Source organism: Cytophagia bacterium CHB2 (assembly GCA_030263535.1).
GTDB lineage: Bacteria > Zhuqueibacterota > Zhuqueibacteria > Zhuqueibacterales > Zhuqueibacteraceae > Coneutiohabitans.
On the sequence record SZPB01000103.1, the window covers coordinates 1 to 18,402 of the forward strand.

An 18,402-nucleotide genomic window follows, 5' to 3' on the forward strand; every position below is an offset into this window, starting at 1 on the left:
CTCGCCCTCGGTGGTCTTGAGGAGTTCGATTTCACCGTTTTGGCTGAGGCCATCGCTGCCGTCCAATTGCACCGCGAATGGCTGCCAGTCCGTCCCCTCCTGCCCTTTGATTTCACCCCAATATTCCCAAGCCACTTGCAGCGGTTCGAGTCCCTGCTCCGTGCCGGCCATGAGCGCAATATTCAGCGTGAACAGCACCGGGCTTTTGACATTGAACAAATCCTTGTGGCCTAGATAGAGAGTATGCTCCTGCAGATTCCTGCTCTCGAACACATGGAACTTGGTGATCTTCTCCACCGGCGTGTCAGGCGCGTAATCGCGCATGAGTTTTGTCGAGAGCACGACGATCGTGCCTTTGATTTCAGCGATGGGGACGTATTCGGCAACAGCCGTTGCCGTCGTTTCGCTCTCCTCGCTGAGTGCCGGACAGACCCAGGTTTCGGCGGCGGCGCTGCTCATCGCAGTCGTGCTCACCAGTTTGAGCAGATCTCCCTTTCCCAGGTTGTCGGTGTGATCGAGCTGCAGCGTGTTGGAGCCGGCGCGCGAAAACGAAATGAGCGCATAGGCCACTGCGCTGGTATCCGGCATTTCCCGCTCGAGGAAGCCCTGCGGCGGCTGGTAAATGGCGTCTTTCTCCGGATCAATGCTGAACACGCTCGCCAACGGGCTGGGCGTGGCGAGCAGATCTTCCTCGGTTTCAAACGGCAATTCGGGGCGCGTATCGGTCGCCGCCGAGGTGGTTTGCGTGCGTTGCGGAACGAGAACTTCGTTGCTGGTGCCGGCCACGAGTTTGAAGCGCACCGGCACACGGCTGGGTTCCGCGGGCAACAGCTTGATGCCCAGCATGCTGAGAAAGGCGACGAGGTTCTGGTGCGGCGTTTGGTTGAGACGCTTGATCACGCTCTCGGTCAAATGGGAAAAGAGCTTGAGCAGGGCCACGCCACTATCCTGATCATCTGCTCCCGGCCATTCCGGCGTGTAGTGCGGCAGCCGTTGCTTGAGCAGCGCCAGCAGGTCGCTGAATTTTCTCGGATCAATTTTGGGCTTTTCGCGAGCCATGGCCTCAAGTTCCTTCGGACAAGTAGAAGGGATAAACGAGATTGAATTCGTTGTTGGTTTCGCGCACGCGATAGTCGATGCTGATCAGCAGTTTGCCGTTGCCGGCTTCCGCGGTGGAGATTTCGATCTTGATCAAGTCAACGCGCGGCTCCCAGCGCGTCAGGGCCTCGCGCACGCTGGCTTCAATCGCGCCCAGGGTGGCTTTGTTCATGGAGGCGAAGACGAGATCATGAATGCCGCAGCCGAATTCCGGCCGCATCACGCGCTCGCCCGGCGCGGTGGAGAGGATGATCCAGATCGCCTCGCGAATATCCTGCTCGAACTCGGACATGGCGATTTTGCCGCTGCTGAGATTCACCATTACCGGAAACTTCCAGCCGCGGCCAAGAAATGATTTGGGCATGACTGCTTCTCTGTTTAGCCGATCAGCACCGTCGGTTCGCCGACTGCTATGGAGTTCGGCGGCCCGCTTTCGACAATCATATCGCCCTGGCGCACTGCCGGCAGGTTGTTGATCAAGACCGTGACGCTGCCCACCGCCACCATGCCGCCCACATGGGGCACCACGCCGGTAAACAACGGGCAGGTGTGAAAATCACTGCCGGCTCGCCAAGCCGGCTTGCCGCCGATGAGCACGTTCACACTGCCGGGGCCGGGGCTCAACGGCGTGCCGTGATTAGTTGGATCGCCAACGCGCGCTGCGGGCATTCCCATAGGTGTTCCTCGAGAGCAAAGCGATTATTGCACGGATGCCTTTGCATGACATTCAGGAGAAGCTTGTGAAGGACTCGACGGTGTGCCTAATTCTTCGCAAGGTCCTTACAGAATGACAACGGTTGTATGGCTGTCATTGCCAAACGGGCGGCGCGTTAATTAATCTTCACGATTGCGCCTTGAATTGTCAACGCGCCGCTGGCCTTGAGCGTCATGGTGGCGCCGGCTTCGATATCGATTTTTTGTGATTTGATTTTCAACTGCGCCGTGCTTTCGATGGTGATGCTGTTTTGCACCGAGTCGATCACGATGAAATTCGAGCCGGACTTGTCGCGGACTTCGATCTTCTCGCTGCCCGCAGCATCATCCAGCACCACTTTGTGGCCGGCTTTGGTGTGGATTTCGACCTTCTCCTTCTTGGCCTCATGATCGTCGTTGAAAATTATCTCATGGCCGCTGCGCGATTTGATTTTGCGAATGTTGTTCTTGCCGTCGCTGTTGGTCTCCGGCGGTTTATCCTGGCCATTCCACAGGCCGCCGATGACGTAGGGGTGGCGAATGTCCTCGCGCTCAAAAGCTACCAGCACTTCATCGCCAACCTCGGGCAAAAAGAAGCTGCCGCGATCCTTGCCCGCCATCAGAGTCGCAATGCGTGCCCAGTGACTCTCGTCCTGGTTTTCTCGCCACGGAAAGCGCACCTTGACCCGCCCCATGCCTTGCGGGTCTTTGTTGTTGGTAACCACGCCAACACCGACGCCCTTGATTTTCCCGCCGGTCTCCTGATCTTCGCTCTCCCGCGACAAGTCGAACATGTTCATATGGTCGTGTCCTTCACATTGAAGGTGGTTTTGTAGCCGGAGGCGCTCACCGTGTGCGTGCTTTTTTCGAGATAGTAGTTCTTGCTGAACTTTTGGCCCAGCCCCTTGAAGCCGATGGTTTGGTCAATGAACAGCAGGGGAATGCCGATCACTTCGCCGCTGCCTTTGACAAAACCTTCACCGCGCTTTTTGAGAATCGCCTGCGCCCGGCGATTGGCCTCTTCCTGGCTGTACACCGGCTGGCGCACGCGATGCACCGGCGGCTCGTCCCGGCAAATTTGCTTGATCACTTCACCGCCGCTCTGCCGGCCGCCGGTACGGCCCGGCTCCTCCCCAGCTTTGGCCTTGCCCACGATCTCCTGTTTGGTTGTGACGTTCCAGCCTCTCACCTCCACTTCGGTGATTTGTTCGGAGATGTTGATCTCCGGGGTGAAGCTGGTCAATCCCCTGCCCCATTCGAATTCGAAGGTCGGATCTTTCCCCTCGAAAGCCGGCCGGCTATGCAGCGTCTCATCGAACACGTAAAGCTCGAAGCCGTTGCGCTCCGCCAGTTTCTTGATGAACTCCAAATCGCTTTCCTGGCTCTGCTCGATGCGGGGATGGCTGACGCGCGTGTCATCGACCTGGGGGGTGAGACCGTGCTTGCGCGCAATTTGGGAAATGACAAAGCTGTCGGTCTGGTCGTCCCAGCGCTCGGATTTTTTGCCGCGGCCCATGCAGTAGGATAGATCGAAGCCGCTCACCGTGATTTGCGGCAGGCCGCCGGCGGGAAAGCTGGTGCGCACTTCGGTGATCAGGCCGTGCATCTTCAACTGCAGCTCATCGCGGTAACCCATTTCGATCTTCACGCGCTTGCCAAACGCAAAGAGATCGCCCAGCCAGCGGAATTCGCGCGCGCGAATGTCAAAGGCATTGTTGACCACAAACGAGAATTGATCGGAGCCTGCCAGGCTGTGATCCACGGTGACGTTGGTGATTTCGATACCCAGCGGCAACAGTTCCTTGCCCGCGACATAGACTTTCGCAATCGGCGCGTAGAAATTGTGATATTTTTTCTCGAGCTCACCGAAGTTCATTTTCGCCATCCAATGGCGGGATGATCAGTTCCCGCCCTATGGTCACGGTACGCGGATTGTCGAGATTGTTCTTCTCGGCGATGAAGCGCCACCGGCCGGGATCGTTGTATTCCCGCGCCGCCAACAGCCACAAACTGTCACTCTCTTTGAACACCACCCGTTTGGTGCGGTCTGCGGATTGCGGCTTGATGTCCTGCAATTGCTCGGTGACGGTGCGGTATTCCTTAAGAGTGAGATTCAACGTGGCGCGCACCGGCGTGCCATCATCCAAAAACATAGTGAACTTCTGCGTCATCCGCTCGATGATGGCGTTGAAGGAAAAATGGCCGCCGCCGTCACCCCAGACGAACTGACACACTGGCGGGGCATGCGTGTCGGAATCGATTTCCAACAATCTGGCAATCAGGCCGGTGTAGTTGCGCACGTCTTCGCTTTGGTGATCGGTATAAGTGTCGAAGAGCAGTTCCATGGTCAGCGTATCGGCATTGCCGTTGACGAATTGCGCCACGGGATTCGCCAAGCCGGGCAGCGCGTTCATTTGATATTGATTGCTCTTCTCGACCGAGTATTCCGTCGGGTTGTACAACACCGCGATTTCACGCCCTTTGAGCGCGCCTTGCAACGGCTTGATGAAGGCCTTTTTGAGATTCTTGGGCAACACTGCCGCAATCTCCTTTGCGTTTAGCGAACGGGTTCACCGCATGCTGGAATGCGTCATTGTGGTAATCATCATTTCATGGTTTCCCCGACCCAGACAAGCCGGAACCGAAAAGAAGAAACTCACGCAAAGTCGCCAAGACGCAAAGAAACCGCGAAGCTTTTCTTAGCCGGACCTTTGCGGCTCTGCGTCTTGGCGTGAATATCATTGCTTGTTTGCACGAATTGAATCTTCAGATACGAACAGAACGCTGACTTCCTTCACAGGCCCCGGCGGATGCGTTCATTGCGCATCTTGCGCTCCAATTCCGCATAGACCCGGTCGGTGAGTTGACTGAGATCAGGTTCTGCGAGGGCAACCGGCTTGGTTGAAACAGCGGCACCGCCGGCGGCTTTTGCCGCGGTGATCATCTCAGGCAGAGCGGCGGCAATCTGGCGCTGGCCGTCTTCTTTGCGTTGCGGCCGGTGCAATGTCATTTCAGGCGCAAAGGCATGCGGATGGCTTTGCGCCCAGGTACGTTCCGGCCGGCGCAGCCACATCTCAGAGGATGCCCGGCCATCAGCGGCCGTGGCTGTAGTCGGCGGCGCCAATGCCGCAAGGTAATGCCACTGCATGCGCTCGAACCGCGTTTGGCTGCGGCCGTAGCGGGAAATCACGAGCAAGTTGTTGCTGCGGGAATACGCGGTGTGGGAAACACGGTCCGCGATTCCGGCGGTGAAAGTTCGGGGCAACAAGTTAACCGGCGACAGTCGCCATTCTTGCTTTCCGTGCACGAAGTCCAGCTTTGGCGATGATGCCACCCCCTTCCGCCTCGGCGAAACTCGCTGGAATTCTCCCGACTGATGGCGTCGAGCACTGGCTTCAAATCGGCCTGCCGTATCGGGCGGGAACACAGTTTCTCGAATCCGATCCGTCGTCAGCCGCAGCTCGCTTGTAAGTGGCAACCCCGCGCCCGGCAACAGGAGCAGTTCCCTTCGAAGCTCAGCAACGGTCGGGTGTCGATGCGTCAATGTCGACGATTGCTGTCGTAAGGACATCACCGTCGCGGCGAATTGCCTGAAATGGGCGTGTTGTTGTCGCCGCTCGATAAACTGCGGTGACCAGCACAATTCTGCTGCCAATTGGGCCAGCCAAACGCGCGCGCAGCGCATCTCGAATGAAAGATTCACCTGCAAGGGCAGGCGCCGTTGGTTGCGCCAGACCAGCCCGGGTCCGGCGCCCCAGCGCGTTTTACAGCCATGACGCCGCAATAAGCGCTGCACAAAGCCGCGCTGGCCTGTGCCGATTCCCCGACGCCTCGGCCTCGGCTTGATGGCGAGATAGAGTTGTGCCGTTGTTCCGGGGGCCATCGTTGCAGAGTCCTATCCCTTGCGAATGCCGCGATGAACGAATTCCACACTTTCGACCGCGATGTTGTTGCCGGTGGCATTGAGGTCCGCGCTCGACCACTTCACCGGAAAGGCCTCGCTGAACACCCAGCGCCATTTGTCATTGCCCTGCTGATCGCGCAGCACCAGAGTGATGTCCCGGCGGTCGATCTTGCCGCGCACCACTTCCTGGTGCCAGCGCCAAAGTTGCTCGGCGTCGGTAATGCCCCGCTTCAGCGTGAGATTGCCGTATTTCGTGGTCTTGACGAATTTGTGCAGGAAGAGATTGACTCCGCCTTCGCGATAGTCTTCAACTTCGGTTTCCGCCTGCAGCCCGGTGGCCTCGGAGAAGCCGCCGGCTTCGATGCCTTCGATCAGCACCACGAACCGGAAAACGGCATAGGGATCAAGCGGGCGCGCCATGTTTCCGCTCCCGCTTACATTTCAAAAACATTCTGCGGTTCATTGTTCAGCTCGCGGTTGATCTTCGAAATCCGCTCGCACCAGCGCCGCCTCTCGTGGTGCTCGAGGCTCATGATTTCCTCATGCGACCAATGAAAGTGGTAGGCGACAAAGGCCATCTCCTCGTAGAGGCGGTCGAGGGGATAGCCGGTTATGCTTCCCCCAGGCCGGTCATCTCCACTTCGAACTTGTGCTCGCATTTCGGGCAGCGGGCGGTGATGCCGGTTTTGCCGTCGCCATTCACCTTCTCGTAAAGCGCCTGCAGGTAAGAGAGATCGGCGGCATAGAGTTTCTCGATCAGGCCGGGATTGAGATCGGTAATGCTGCCGAGTTTGGTGATCACACGCGCAAGCACAATCACTGTCAAGTAGGCGGGATTGGACTGCACGCGCGGATCGCGCATCGGCAGAATCTCGTCACCGGCGGTGGCCAGCCGCATCACACCCTCTTTGTGCAGGGTGCCGTGCTCATCGAGGTAGCCCTTGGGCAGCGTAAATTTGATCTCGGTTTGAAAAGCCATGATGTCATCATCCTCCAACAAGAGTTCGCGCCCGCGCTGGCAGTAGCACGGCGCCTGGTGCTTTGTTACCTTGATTTGTAAGTGCGACGCCGAACGTCATACGGACGGAATTTGGGGGGCGGGTGGCGCCGTGCTCAAAACTTCACAAGATCCTGCCAGGATGACAATGATGGTGGATCTGTTTTTCAAGGTAACAGTGTACTCGCCTGCCATCAACGAAGCAGGCCGGTGTCATTGGCGTCGCATCAACTCACGCGAATGACGCCTTCATTGCAGATTTCCAGCGTCTCGATCGCGACTTCGTTGCCTTTGGCATTCAACGTGGTGGGCGTGTACTTGGTCGGCCAGCCCTCCACGATGTTCCAGCGCGCCTTGTCACTCCCGTCTTCGCCCTGCACCACGATGGCGAGATTCTTTCTCTGAATGTCGCCGTTCACCACCTGGCGGTGCCAGTCGTGCAAGGCCATGGAATCGGTCACGCCCCACTTCAAGGTCACGTTGCCGAACTTGGTGAGTCCCGGAAGTTTGCGCACGTGGGTTGGATCTGCGCCTTCGCGATAGTCGATGGGATCGACGGTGATGTCGAAGCCGCTGGCCTCGCTGAAACCGGCTTGATCAATGCCGTCAATCTCGAGGCGAAAACGAAAATTGCGATAGGGATCATTTCTTGCCATAGGATCGAATCTCCTGAATCAGTACAGCAGTTGAGAACCAGCACAGTTGCGGGAGCGCCGTGCTCCAGCGCAGGGGTTGCGGCGGAGGCCAGGCTCGCATTGTCTCTTACACCTCGGCGACTTCGGAACCGCCGGCGAATTGCGTGATGCGGAAGATGACGAATTCCGCGGGTTTGACCGGCGCTACGCCGATGATGCAGATCAACCGGCCGTTGTCGATGTCGTCCTGGGTCATGGTGGTGCGATCACATTTCACGAAAAAGGCTTCTTCGGGGGTCAGCCCCATGAGCGCGCCGTCCCGCCACACCGTGGTGAGAAACTGGGTGATGGTCTGCCGCACGCGCGCCCACAGCCGCTCGTTGTTAGGCTCGAACACGACCCACTGCGTGCCTTCGTCGATGGATTCTTCCAAAAACAGGAACAGACGGCGCACGTTGATGTACTTCCGCAGACTGTTGCTCGAGGAAGTGCGCGCGCCCCACACGCGGATGCCCCGGCCTGGAAAAGCGCGAATGCAGTTGACGCCCTTGGGATTGAGCAGGTCTTGATTGCGCTTGGTGATTTGGATTTCCAATCCGGTAATGCCCTGCACCACGACATTGGCCGGCGCCTTGTGCACCCCGCGTTCAACATCGGTTTTGGCGTAGATACCGGCGACGTGACCAGAAGGCGGGATGCGCATATCTCTATTGGTGCGGGGATCGTAGATCTTGATCCACGGATAGTAGAACGCCGCATAGGTGGTATCGTGCGGCGGCCGTAGATCATTGTCGATCGGTGCGCCAGCGTTGGCATGCAGGACGGCAAAGCGATCAGCCATTTGCGTGCAATGCGTTACGATCTGATCCGTCAGCGGCACGCCCAGGTCGTGATGATTCGGTACGACCACAATCGAGATGTCATCGATTTGCTCGAAACCGCGCAAGCCGGTGCGGTAGATGGTGCCATCCGGCATGGTCACGTCGGGAGAGCTGGTGTAGTTGGTCACTCCCAGCGCGGCGCCGTCAACGCCAGCATCTCCCGGCTCGTCGAGATCCGCGAGTAGTGTCAGCGCTACGGCCACCGGGTTCTCCGTTTCGCCGGGATCGTAGTCGACCGTGATCAGATTGGAGCTTTTGTTAATGCGCGTCTCCCAAAAGTCGATCGACGAGGGGTTGGCGGAAAGATTGTCATACACTTCCAGCAAAGTCGGCTCGCGGCGATTGGGATCGGTGGCGAATTCCGGCTTGGTGGGATCAACCAGTGGCGTTGGCGGCGCGACATCCCAATACATAACCGTGAGTTTCACTTTGTCCCACGGTTCCGGCTGAGTCTCGAGCTGCAAGCTGCCCGCCTCAATCTTCACCGCGACGCGATTGCCCCAAGTGCCCGGACCAATCGCATTGAAAGTCACTTTTCCATCGTGCCGTGAGGTGGCGACACCGTCCACGCCGTCAGGCAGATCGCCGGACACCCGACCCACCCAGCAGCGCTGGCCGCCATTGCTGAAGAAACCGTCGACGGCATAGGCAAGAAACGAGTCCGCGAGGTAGCCGCCGTAGATGCGTTTGAATTCCTCGAAACCGGTGATGAAGCGGGGCCGCAGCGGGCCGCGCAAGGTCGCGCCCAGAAATCCGGCGGTGCTGGTGCTGACGCCCTCGATCGGCTTGGCGCCGATCTCGAACTCTTCGACGTATACGCCTGGCGAAAGATATTCCGGCATGGTTGGTTCTCCTTTGATTTCATGTCAATGTCACGAAGCGTGTATCAGAACTGAAATTTTGCCAACTCTTCGAGAATCTTCGCGCGCTTGCTGGCGGAAAGCTGCTCGCATTCCTTCTTCTTGGTGTCGTATTTTTCCGCGGCTTCCTTCTGCTGTTTCTCTTTGAAGCGCATCACCCGCAGCGCCGTGTCCATCGCCTGCCACTTTGCGACCAAATCCTGCTCGAGCATTTCACGAGTCGTTTCGACCGGCACCTTGCTGCCGTCCTTGATGATAATGTAATCATACAACAGCAAGTAATACATCACGGCGTATTTGCCGCCTTCCTCCTCTTTTTCGATTTGCTTCTGCAGTTCCGCTAACTTCTTCAGATCATCTTCAATGCGCTTTTGATGCAGCTTGGTTTTCTCGAATTCGGCAGTAGCGGCGGCGAGGTCTTTCTGAGCCGCTGCCAGCGCCTGGTCGGCATCATCCTTGGCCTTCTCCGCATCGGCAAGCTCACGCGTGCACTCTGTTTCTTTGCCGCCCCAGTCGTCAATGATTTTTAGGATTGCTGGCTCATTCTCTTTCACCGCCTCTTTCAGCATCGGCTCCTGGATGCGGGCGTAGCTGTCGCGCGCACTCCAATCCTCGGACAGCTTCGGCCGTGCTTTCTCGTAGGCGTCGAGAATCTTCTTAAGTTCCTTGATAAGCGCATCCAGCAAAGCAAAGTCGCCTTTCCAGGTTTTGTTGAGCTGATTCAGCCGCTGCAAATCCTTGTCGAGCTTGGTCAAATTGCGCTCCAACTCACTGCGTTTTTCCTCGGGCGTTTGTGCTTGTGCGGCAGCGCTGCCGCCGTTCTCCGGCACGGTTTGCCCTTGCACTGGTGCCCCGCTCAGGGTTGACATCTTTACCTCCTTGATTGCAACAATACGGGTTGACTGCTTCCGTGAGCGTTTGCGCCGCCCCGGGATCTTGACTCATCAGTATGATCATGGAAATTTGATTCGCTGCAAGTTGACCGTGGAGCCTTCCTTCATGTTGATGATCTGAATCGGTTTTTGCTGCCCGCCCTTGGCAATGGTGAGCGTGATTTCTTTGACAAAAGGCTCATCGTCTTCCAGTTCCACGTCTCTCAAAAACAGGGCAAACTCGCCGTTTTGATCAGTAACCGTGGCCGGAGGCCGGGTGGGATCAATGAACTCCGCCGCCGCCGTCACCGCCGCGCCGATAACCGGAACCAGCGGCACCGCCTGCGGGTCAACGACAACCATCCCTCTGATCAAGTTGGCATGCGCCGGAAAGGGATACGCGGGCGTGGTTTTGAGAATGAACTCCTCAACCGGATGCAGGTGATTCGGCCGCGGCACGATGATCTGCCGGGTCTGCGCAACAAACCAGTTGCCCGCCGCAGGATCCGGCCGCACCGCCACTGTATAGGTTTGCGGCAGCAGATTGTTGAAGCAGAAATAGCCGCTGCGATTGCGCACCGCCACGCGTTTGTTTCTGCCCTCTTCGATCACCACTTCGATCCCGGTGGCCGGCATTTCCAGCGTGAATTCATCGAACACCGCCACGGCGAGCGAAAGCGTGGTGGTGAGACGATCGCCGGCATAGGCGATGAAGCGGTTGGTGACATACGGCTGTTGGAGCGCCATTCAGCGATTCTCCTGTGCCGGAACCATGTGATCATGGTCCGCTTGTTTCGCTACCACACGTTGTGCGCTGTCGCTTCTTTCCGAATCGAGCGGCGCGGGGGTGACGAGATAACTCACCGAGGTGCGATAATCCCGGTTCGGAAAGACACTCCAAATGCGGGTGAGATCTTCAACCGTGATCGGGTTGAGCGTGAGGCGCAGCTCCAGGCCACTGCCGGCCAAATCGCCCTGCAAAATGGTACCCGCCAGGTTGCCGTGATCATAGAAGACCCGCATGGCGCGGCCCAAAATGCGGTGGGCCTGCAGCATGCGCTCGGTCAAGTCCGGAATGCCTTCCGCCGGATAGGTGGTGAGCAAGTAGTACAGATCCAGCGAGAGCGGCGGATAAACCAGCCTGGTTGAATTCACTTGCCGTGGGTTGTCGTTCTTCAAATAGGGATTCTCGACCACGGAATAGAGGAACAGGGACAAGCGAATGTCCTGGCCCGCCGCCTCCGCGGGCGACACCAGCGCGATTTGTTCGGGCGCGGCCACGTAATCGAGCATGTTCTGCCGCAGCAGGGCAATCAGAGTCGAGCCCACGGCGGCAATGGCGGAATCGCTCATCTCAATCCAGTACCTTTCCTTCGCGATAGAAATCGGATTCCACGTACAGCTTGCCCATCTTCTGGAACTCCCGCTTGGTGGCGCGCACCACGTGCTGCATGCGCACCGCTCCGCCCTCGGCGGCCGCCAAGTAAGCGGCTTTCAGGCCGATGTTTTTGATGTTGCCGCCGGTAATCTTCAGTTTTTTAGCGAGCAGCTTGAAATCAATCTCTTCACTCAGCGGCGTGCTGGACGGAAAGATGGCCGACCAAATTCGGTGGCGATACTTCTCGTCTGGGAACGGCAAGTCCACCACGAACTGCAGCCGTCGCACAAAGGCATCGTCCATATTCTTCTTCAAATTGGTGGCCAGGATGACGAGGCCTTCATACTCTTCCATCTTCTGCAACAAATACGCAATCTCGATGTTGGCGTAGCGATCGTGGGCATCCTTCACCTCCGAACGCTTGCCCAGCAGAGCGTCCGCTTCATCGAAAAACAGAATCGCATTGCTGTGTTCGGCTTCGGTGAAGACGCGGTTGAGATTCTTCTCGGTTTCGCCGATGTACTTGCTCACGACGGCGGAGAGGTCGATCTTGTACAAGTCGAGTCCGAGTTCGTTGGCGCTCACCTCGGCGGCCATGGTTTTGCCGGTGCCGCTGGGGCCGGCGAACAACGCATTGAGGCCGCGTCCCAGCGACAGTTTGCCGGCAAAGCCCCAATCGTGCAAAACCACATGACGGAACTTTACTTGATCGGCAATCTCGCGCAGTTGCTGCATTTGATCTTCCGGCAGCACGAGATCCTGCCAGGCATATTTCGGTTCGATCTTGCGCGCCAACGCCGAGAGTCTGGGCTGCGATTGAATCCGGCTGCTGCGGAACAAATCACGCAACGTGAGCGGCGTGCCCGCGGGATTCGCCAACCGGCCGGCCTGCGTGGCGAGCTGCACCGCGCCGGCAATCTGGCCGCCGTTCAAATCGAAGCGTGTAGTCAATTCTTCTAGCGGTTGCAGATCACCGGCTTCAAAAGAGCCATTGAGGTGCAAGCGCCAGAGCGCCTGTTGCTCCGCGGGATCGGGCGAAGGAATATCAATCGACAACATTCCAGGCAAATCAAGCAAGGCAGAAGGCATGGGAAGTTCGCTACCCAGGAAAGTTATCCAGCCCAGTTCGACAATTCCCTGCATGAAAGCCATTAAAAGCGGGGCCGGTTCCTCCGCATTCTGCGTAAGCTTTTCTATATGTCCAAAATAAATCGCGCAGGATTGCAACAGCCCCTCACGCAAAATCAGGCGCAGTTTTTCCTGAAACGTTTCTGGATGTGTCAGTAACACGCGCATGTCCGCAACAAGAAGTGGAATCCCATGGTCGCCACACAACGCCCGCGCCAGGGTCTTTTTGCCCGCGCCGGCGCGACCATGAAAATACAGCGTTCGTCGCGTAGGCCCGTCATTCTCAGCCTTCGCCGTGAGTAATGTTTGCAGACGTTGCCGCAGATGATCATTAACGACGACCTTCTCCCAGGCTAGTGGCGAGAGAAACTCGACCTCGTTGGCAATACGTTCCTCCACCACATGGACGTCAAGCGCGTAATGAACAATACGGGTTGCAGCCCGCAGTGAACGGTGCGCGGCTGAGTATGCGGAATCGTTTTCGCCTGGTTCCAACAGATCAAAGCGTCGCAAAGGCGCGGCATGAGTGAAATACTTTAGATTTTGCAGGCGATCTGCCGCGGTTTGGCAGAGCAGATTGAGAATCAAATCAATACTAGCGCATTTTTTGGTGAGATCGTTCTGGAGGTACGCATAAATTTTTTCATAGCGCGCATCGATCTGGGGCGCAAGGCAAATCAACACAGCTTGCTGTTCAAAGGTGTTAAGTTGAAAACAGTTGGCAAGCTGAACCAATGGCAACAAACGATGCTGCGCGCTGGTTGCTTGCAGGCGAACCTCAATCTCTGCCCGGAGTTGTTTGGCCTGTTGCAAAAGGCGCTCAACATGCTGTTGCGCGGGGCGGCCATTATTTTTGGGCGCATCATCAAGCACTTCGGCGGCGAACAAAGCATCAATCTCCTCATCCGCCGTAAAGAATCCGCGCAAATCTTTTATGCTATCGTAAAAATTGACCTGTCGCAAACGCAGCACATGCGCGAACAAAATTCGATTCAGCCAGCGCAATTCATCGAGCAAATGAGCATGGGCATTTTCATAAGAACCACCTGCGCGCGGCGAGGGACTCACAGGTGAATCCAAAACAGCGGGCCTTTGTAGAAATAGACTTTTCATCCTGATTGCATTTTTACGCGATTATTTTCACTTCAGGATTGCGACGGCTGCTCAAGCTTTGCGCATTATGGAAGAAAGTTCATTGAAACTCACGCAACATTCGAGCCATTTCTTTCTTCTCTTCTGAACTGACTTAATTGCTTAAATTTCATCCGAACAAATTTCCCCCCAAAAAGATCAGTACCTTGTTATGAGGTATGGTTGCCTCATGCTTCAAAGGGGAAAAAATAAAAGTCGCAGCTCTACCAGAGTTTATTTCGCTGAGGCCGCTACGCCTCAGTTGAGGTAAATCACCCTCACAATTCATATGTCTTATCATCATTTTCGCACAGTTGCCGCAGTGTTTGGGCCATCGCATTTGTTTTCGGCGACGCGGCCTTGAAGGCTGTTAGTCGATACAGATGACGCCGCTTTTGCAACACACCCGCCTTTACCAAAAACTTTAGCGCTTTTTCTACCGTCGCTTGCTCCTGACCAACCCACCACTGCGCGATGCCTTTCAAACTATCTTTTGCCTGCGGGTGATCATGCAAATATTGCAGGATGGCGATAGCGGCACGACGCACGTCGTCGTTTTCAATAAGTTTTCTCAAGATGTCAGACTGATAAACAACGGCCAATTAGCAAATAAGCCAGTTCATTGTCAGGCCATTTCGCAACATTCAAGCCACGATCACGGACGTTCTGGAGCAGAGATAATTCTTTAAATTTCTGGAAGGGATTTTTTTATTTCGGAAGGAACGCCGAAATCAAATGAGGCTTGCGCGCCTCATCTTGAATGAATTTTTTGAACGAAAATCAAGAACAAAGAGAGCTTTAGCAAGCGAGGTTTGCACACCTCTTGAGGTGGGCGCTCACCTCAGGTCACTAGGTGGAGACTAGGATAATTTATTCTTCGGTGGAGGGTTTGTCGAAGTTCGCATGCCATATTTTTTGAGCAACCCCGCCAGGCTTTTGCGATGAATGCCGGCCAAACGCGCAGCCGCGCTGAGATTGCCTTTGGCAAACGTCAACAGCTCTTGCAGATAAATGCTATCGCATCGCGCTAACGCTTCGTGGCGAACTTCGAACAAGGGGCGAATACTCGATTTCGGGGCGGGAAAAATTTCTTCTTTGAGGAGAGGAGCACCGGGCGTTTCCGTGAGAAGCATCCGAGTTTTGTTTTCCAACTCACGAACATTACCGGGCCAATCATAGTTTAGCCAGCTCCGCAAGATTTCCTCGGGTAACTCCGGAGGGTGCGGCATGCCTTCTTGAGAATACTTTTTGAGAAAGTAATAAGCCAGCGCCGGAATATCGGCTTTTCTTTCGCGCAGCGGCGGCAAAAAAAGATTGAGCCCCTCCAGGCGATAATATAAATCCTGGCGGAATTCTCTCCGCGAAACCGCCTGCGCAAGATTTTGATTGGTGGCTGCGATAACGTGCAAATCAACGCATTGGTATTTCGATTGACCTAACGGACGGTACTGCCGCTCCTGCAAAAAACGCAGAAATTTGGCTTGTGTGCTCATTGGCAAGGCTTCGACTTCATCCAAAAACAGCGTGCCGCCGTCTGCCTCCTGAATCAAACCGACGCCCGCGCTGTCAGCGCCGCTGTAAGCCCCGCGGGTATGCCCGAATAATTCATTTTCCACCAGATGTTCCGGGAGGGCGCCACAATCAATTGTTACAAATGGCTTGCCGGCGCGCGGACCAAGATAATGAATCGCGCGCGCGATCAATTCTTTGCCTGTGCCGGTTTCACCGGTGAGAAGAATGGTAGAATCGCAAGCGCCAAGCAGCGGCAATCGGCACATCAACTCCTTCATGACGCGGCTTTTGGCGACAATCTGGCTTTGGCGTATCTCGCGGCGCAATTTTTCTTGCAGGGTCTGCAAATGTTTCAGTGAGGCGATCTTCTTCGACAGCAAGGCGATTGCCGGACGTTTGTCCTCGTGAAAAACAATGATTTCTTCCACACCGAGTGCGGCAAGCACTTCCGCGCGGTGAGAATATCCCTCTGCTGCCAGCACGATGACGGTGGCCTCTGGGTTTATGCGGGTGAAATGCTCTGCAAGTCTTGGTGATTTTTCCAGGGCCAGCCAGTCGATGAGCAAGAGATGGAAGGGATGGGAGATGGTGGGGTTGAGCTGGAGATCATCCAGGTTGATCACTTGACAAGCAACGCTTTCTTGTATCGCATTGCCAATAAATTCGCTCAGTTGAGCATCCTTCGCAACTAAACCGATCTGGCACATTGTTTTCCCCTTCAAAACAAGACGGGAGCGTCTTTTCTTGTTTGAGATTTCGGCAATCGGATGATGCGCGCGGAGAGGGATGATAAAGTTACTCTATTCAAAGACGCACGGATATAAGAAATTTTCTCAATAAAATCTCAACTTTTTTTGTAAAATTTGATATTTTACCTGCAAATCGCCGGAGCCTGATGGAAGCATTTGCACTTTTTAAATTACAGTCACTTTGTTGAATTTGCCGATTTTTTATATGCCTCACCCCTTCAAAGTCAAATTTGCAAATCACCAAAACAACCTAAAATTCTGAATGGCCTGGGATCATCAGCATGAGTATGGAAATTCTAGAAGGCAAACAATGTATTCTCCCTGCGCTGCTGGCGCGTCAGAGAAAATTTCAACTTCTCTTGGTGAAACAAAACACCCCTGTCAAGCGCGTGCAAGAGGTGCTTGAAGCTGCGGAGGCGCAGGGTGTTCCCATCAAATTTGCGCCGCCAGAGGAGCTTGCGGCGTTGACAAAGGGTCGATCACACGGCGGCTTGGCGGCCATTTGTACACCCAAGCCGGAGATGAGCGTTACCGAGCTTTTGGAACAAAGTCGCCGCAACGAGCAACCTGCCTTTTTTCTTTTGATTGAAGGCACGGAGGACGCGCAAAATCTCGGTTATACTCTGCGCACCGCAGAGGCCATGGGCGCGCATGCTGTGTTTCTCAAAAAGCATGTATGGAATTTCGATGCCACCGCGGTTTCGCGCGCCTCTTCCGGCGCCTACGAGCGAATGCCCCTCGTTCAAATAGAAAATATCGAAAAATTATTGACGCCTTTTCGCCGTCTGGGAATAAAATTTTGGGGATGTATTGGCGGAGCTAAAAGGACGATTCATGAAGTGGATTTGACGGCCCCGATCATGCTTGCCATTGGCGGTGAGCGCCGCGGGTTATCCGGCGCGCTGTGGGAATTTTGTGATGGGTTTGCGCGCATTCCCACGGTGGGCGGCGCGACTTCACTTTCTCTGAGTCACGCCGCAAGTATCGTTATGGCGGAGGTGTTGCGGCAGCGGCATTCCCTCGCCCGGACGATAATTCCTGCTAATGACCTGTCTTAAAAAATTCGGTTCGCCTCCAACTCTCACACATTAAAATACTTTGCTGCTGCATGATGCACGATGATCGCCGAAGTCGATTGCTCCGGCACGAGTTGATATTCTTCCGTGAGTGAGATGTCAATACGACTCGGATCAAGCAGGCGAAAAAGCTTGACCTGATCTTCAAGATGCGGGCAGGCGGGGTAGCCAAAAGAATAGCGCGCTCCGCGATAGGTTTGCCGGAACAAATCGCGAATCTCTTTGGCGTCTTCGTGCGCGATGCCAAGCTCCGCGCGCATTTGCTTGTGCCAATATTCCGCCAGCGCCTCGGCGGTTTCCACGCTCAAGCCGTGAAAATAGAGGTAGTCGGAATACTTGTCACTTTCAAAAAGCCTCTTTGAAATCTCCGAAGCTTTGCGCCCGACCGTCACAATCATCATGCCGATGACATCACGCTTGCCGGAATCGAGCGGCGCAAAGAAATCAGCAATGCATTGGCGTTTGCCCTCGGCCTGCCGCGGAAACGTGAAGCGTTCGATCTCGTTCTCGCCTTTTTCATCTAAAATAATCACGTCATTTCCCGCGCTGTTGCAGGGGAAATAGCCATAGATCAACTCCGGCGCCAGGGCGTTCTCCGCCATGCAGCGCTGTTGCAGTTCTGCAAGAATCGGTTCGAATTTTTCGTTGATCAGGCGATCATATTCCGCGAGCGCCAGATTGCCGCGGCGAACTTGCCACTGGCCGCGAAACAACGCGATGGGATTGAGATAGTCAAAAACGGTGGCCAGAGAAATATCACGCACGATCTTCGTTCCGAAAAACGGCAATTGGGGAATCTCCACCGGCTGCCAGGACGGCGTTTCATTGGACGAGGCGATTGTGATGCTCTGATCAGCCTGCCGTGAAGGCCGCGATTTTCGACTTTCGCTTTTCGATCTTCGCTTCCCAGCCGGCGCCGGCGATCTGCCGCAGATTTCCTGCATAAAATGCAAACCGGCGAAGGCATCCTTGCCATACGCCAGCGGCCCGTGATAAATCGCACGCAAATCTTCTTCCACATACTTGCGCGTCAACGCCGCGCCGCCGAGTATCACCGGCGTTTTGATGTCGCGCTCGTTGAGCACTTCGAGATTCTCTTTCATGATCAGCGTCGATTTGACCAGCAAGCCGCTCATGCCGATGACATCGGCCTTGTGCTCCTCGGCAGCGTGCAGCATCTGCTCAATCGAAACTTTAATGCCGAGATTGACGACGCGATAGCCGTTGTTGGTAACGATAATATCCACCAAATTCTTGCCGATGTCATGCACGTCACCCTTCACCGTGGCCAGCACCATTGTGCCCTTGGCCGCGCCTTCCGCGCGTTCCATGTGCGGTTCGAGGTATTTCACCGCGGCTTTCATGGTTTCGGCGGATTGCAGCACGAACGGCAGTTGCATCTGGCCCGAGCCGAACAACTCTCCGACCACGCGCATGCCGTCCAGCAAAATGTCGTTGATGATAGCAAGCGGCGGATATTTCTGCAAG

20 protein-coding genes are annotated in these 18,402 nt (G+C 55.6%); 1 reads left to right on the forward strand and 19 read right to left on the reverse strand.

Going from position 1 to position 18,402, the window contains the following annotated elements:
* The 18 genes from FBQ85_11945 to FBQ85_12030 form a co-directional block, all read right to left on the reverse strand.
* Positions 1–1,059 (reverse strand): hypothetical protein (locus FBQ85_11945; protein MDL1875865.1); only part of this gene is annotated, 1,059 nt, incomplete at its 3' end.
* A gap of 4 nt (positions 1,060–1,063) precedes the next feature.
* On the reverse strand, positions 1,064–1,462 hold the full coding sequence (locus tag FBQ85_11950; protein ID MDL1875866.1) for a GPW/gp25 family protein: 399 nt from the start codon (positions 1,460–1,462) through the stop codon (positions 1,064–1,066).
* 14 nt (positions 1,463–1,476) lie between these two features.
* Positions 1,477–1,767 carry a hypothetical protein gene (locus FBQ85_11955; GenBank protein MDL1875867.1) on the reverse strand — a complete coding sequence of 97 codons (291 nt, stop codon included), beginning with the start codon at positions 1,765–1,767 and terminating at the stop codon, positions 1,477–1,479.
* 161 nt (positions 1,768–1,928) lie between these two features.
* A complete protein-coding gene (locus FBQ85_11960; protein MDL1875868.1) occupies positions 1,929–2,591 on the reverse strand; it encodes a phage tail protein in 663 nt (220 codons plus the stop codon).
* Entirely contained in the window at positions 2,588–3,676 is a 1,089-nt protein-coding gene (locus FBQ85_11965) for a phage late control D family protein (GenBank protein ID MDL1875869.1), read from the reverse strand. The genes FBQ85_11960 and FBQ85_11965 overlap by 4 nt, the downstream gene beginning before the upstream one ends.
* Complete coding sequence (locus FBQ85_11970) at positions 3,654–4,325, reverse strand: peptidoglycan-binding protein (protein ID MDL1875870.1); 672 nt, start codon at positions 4,323–4,325, stop codon at positions 3,654–3,656. Before FBQ85_11970 ends, FBQ85_11965 begins: the two co-directional genes overlap by 23 nt.
* A 260-nt stretch (positions 4,326–4,585) precedes the next feature.
* Positions 4,586–5,674 carry a hypothetical protein gene (locus tag FBQ85_11975; protein ID MDL1875871.1) on the reverse strand — a complete coding sequence of 363 codons (1,089 nt, stop codon included), beginning with the start codon at positions 5,672–5,674 and terminating at the stop codon, positions 4,586–4,588.
* Between the two features lie 12 nt (positions 5,675–5,686).
* Positions 5,687–6,115 (reverse strand): phage tail protein, encoded by a 429-nt coding sequence (locus FBQ85_11980; GenBank protein MDL1875872.1) that lies wholly within the window; start codon positions 6,113–6,115, stop codon positions 5,687–5,689.
* Between the two features lie 14 nt (positions 6,116–6,129).
* A complete protein-coding gene (locus FBQ85_11985) occupies positions 6,130–6,309 on the reverse strand; it encodes a hypothetical protein (protein ID MDL1875873.1) in 180 nt (59 codons plus the stop codon).
* Complete coding sequence (locus FBQ85_11990) at positions 6,306–6,674, reverse strand: phage tail assembly protein (GenBank protein ID MDL1875874.1); 369 nt, start codon at positions 6,672–6,674, stop codon at positions 6,306–6,308. Before FBQ85_11990 ends, FBQ85_11985 begins: the two co-directional genes overlap by 4 nt.
* Before the next feature lie 245 nt (positions 6,675–6,919).
* Positions 6,920–7,348 carry a phage tail protein gene (locus FBQ85_11995; GenBank protein MDL1875875.1) on the reverse strand — a complete coding sequence of 143 codons (429 nt, stop codon included), beginning with the start codon at positions 7,346–7,348 and terminating at the stop codon, positions 6,920–6,922.
* Positions 7,349–7,454: 106 nt separating this feature from the next.
* Positions 7,455–9,050, reverse strand: a complete 1,596-nt coding sequence (locus FBQ85_12000; protein MDL1875876.1) for a phage tail sheath family protein — start codon at positions 9,048–9,050, stop codon at positions 7,455–7,457.
* 44 nt (positions 9,051–9,094) lie between these two features.
* Complete coding sequence (locus tag FBQ85_12005) at positions 9,095–9,937, reverse strand: hypothetical protein (protein MDL1875877.1); 843 nt, start codon at positions 9,935–9,937, stop codon at positions 9,095–9,097.
* Positions 9,938–10,021: 84 nt separating this feature from the next.
* On the reverse strand, positions 10,022–10,687 hold the full coding sequence (locus FBQ85_12010) for a hypothetical protein (GenBank protein ID MDL1875878.1): 666 nt from the start codon (positions 10,685–10,687) through the stop codon (positions 10,022–10,024).
* Complete coding sequence (locus FBQ85_12015) at positions 10,688–11,293, reverse strand: DUF4255 domain-containing protein (protein ID MDL1875879.1); 606 nt, start codon at positions 11,291–11,293, stop codon at positions 10,688–10,690.
* Position 11,294: 1 nt separating this feature from the next.
* Entirely contained in the window at positions 11,295–13,559 is a 2,265-nt protein-coding gene (locus tag FBQ85_12020) for an AAA family ATPase (protein ID MDL1875880.1), read from the reverse strand.
* 296 nt (positions 13,560–13,855) lie between these two features.
* A complete protein-coding gene (locus FBQ85_12025) occupies positions 13,856–14,152 on the reverse strand; it encodes a hypothetical protein (protein ID MDL1875881.1) in 297 nt (98 codons plus the stop codon).
* A gap of 285 nt (positions 14,153–14,437) precedes the next feature.
* Positions 14,438–15,796, reverse strand: a complete 1,359-nt coding sequence (locus tag FBQ85_12030; protein MDL1875882.1) for an AAA family ATPase — start codon at positions 15,794–15,796, stop codon at positions 14,438–14,440.
* Positions 15,797–16,119: 323 nt separating this feature from the next.
* Here FBQ85_12030 and FBQ85_12035 point away from each other — a divergent pair, with 323 nt between their 5' ends.
* Positions 16,120–16,896: an RNA methyltransferase gene (locus tag FBQ85_12035; protein MDL1875883.1), complete on the forward strand. Its 777-nt coding sequence runs from the start codon at positions 16,120–16,122 to the stop codon at positions 16,894–16,896.
* A 23-nt stretch (positions 16,897–16,919) separates the two neighbouring features.
* Here FBQ85_12035 and FBQ85_12040 read toward each other — a convergent pair.
* Positions 16,920–18,402: methionine synthase (locus tag FBQ85_12040; protein MDL1875884.1), on the reverse strand; the 1,483-nt coding region annotated here is incomplete at its 5' end.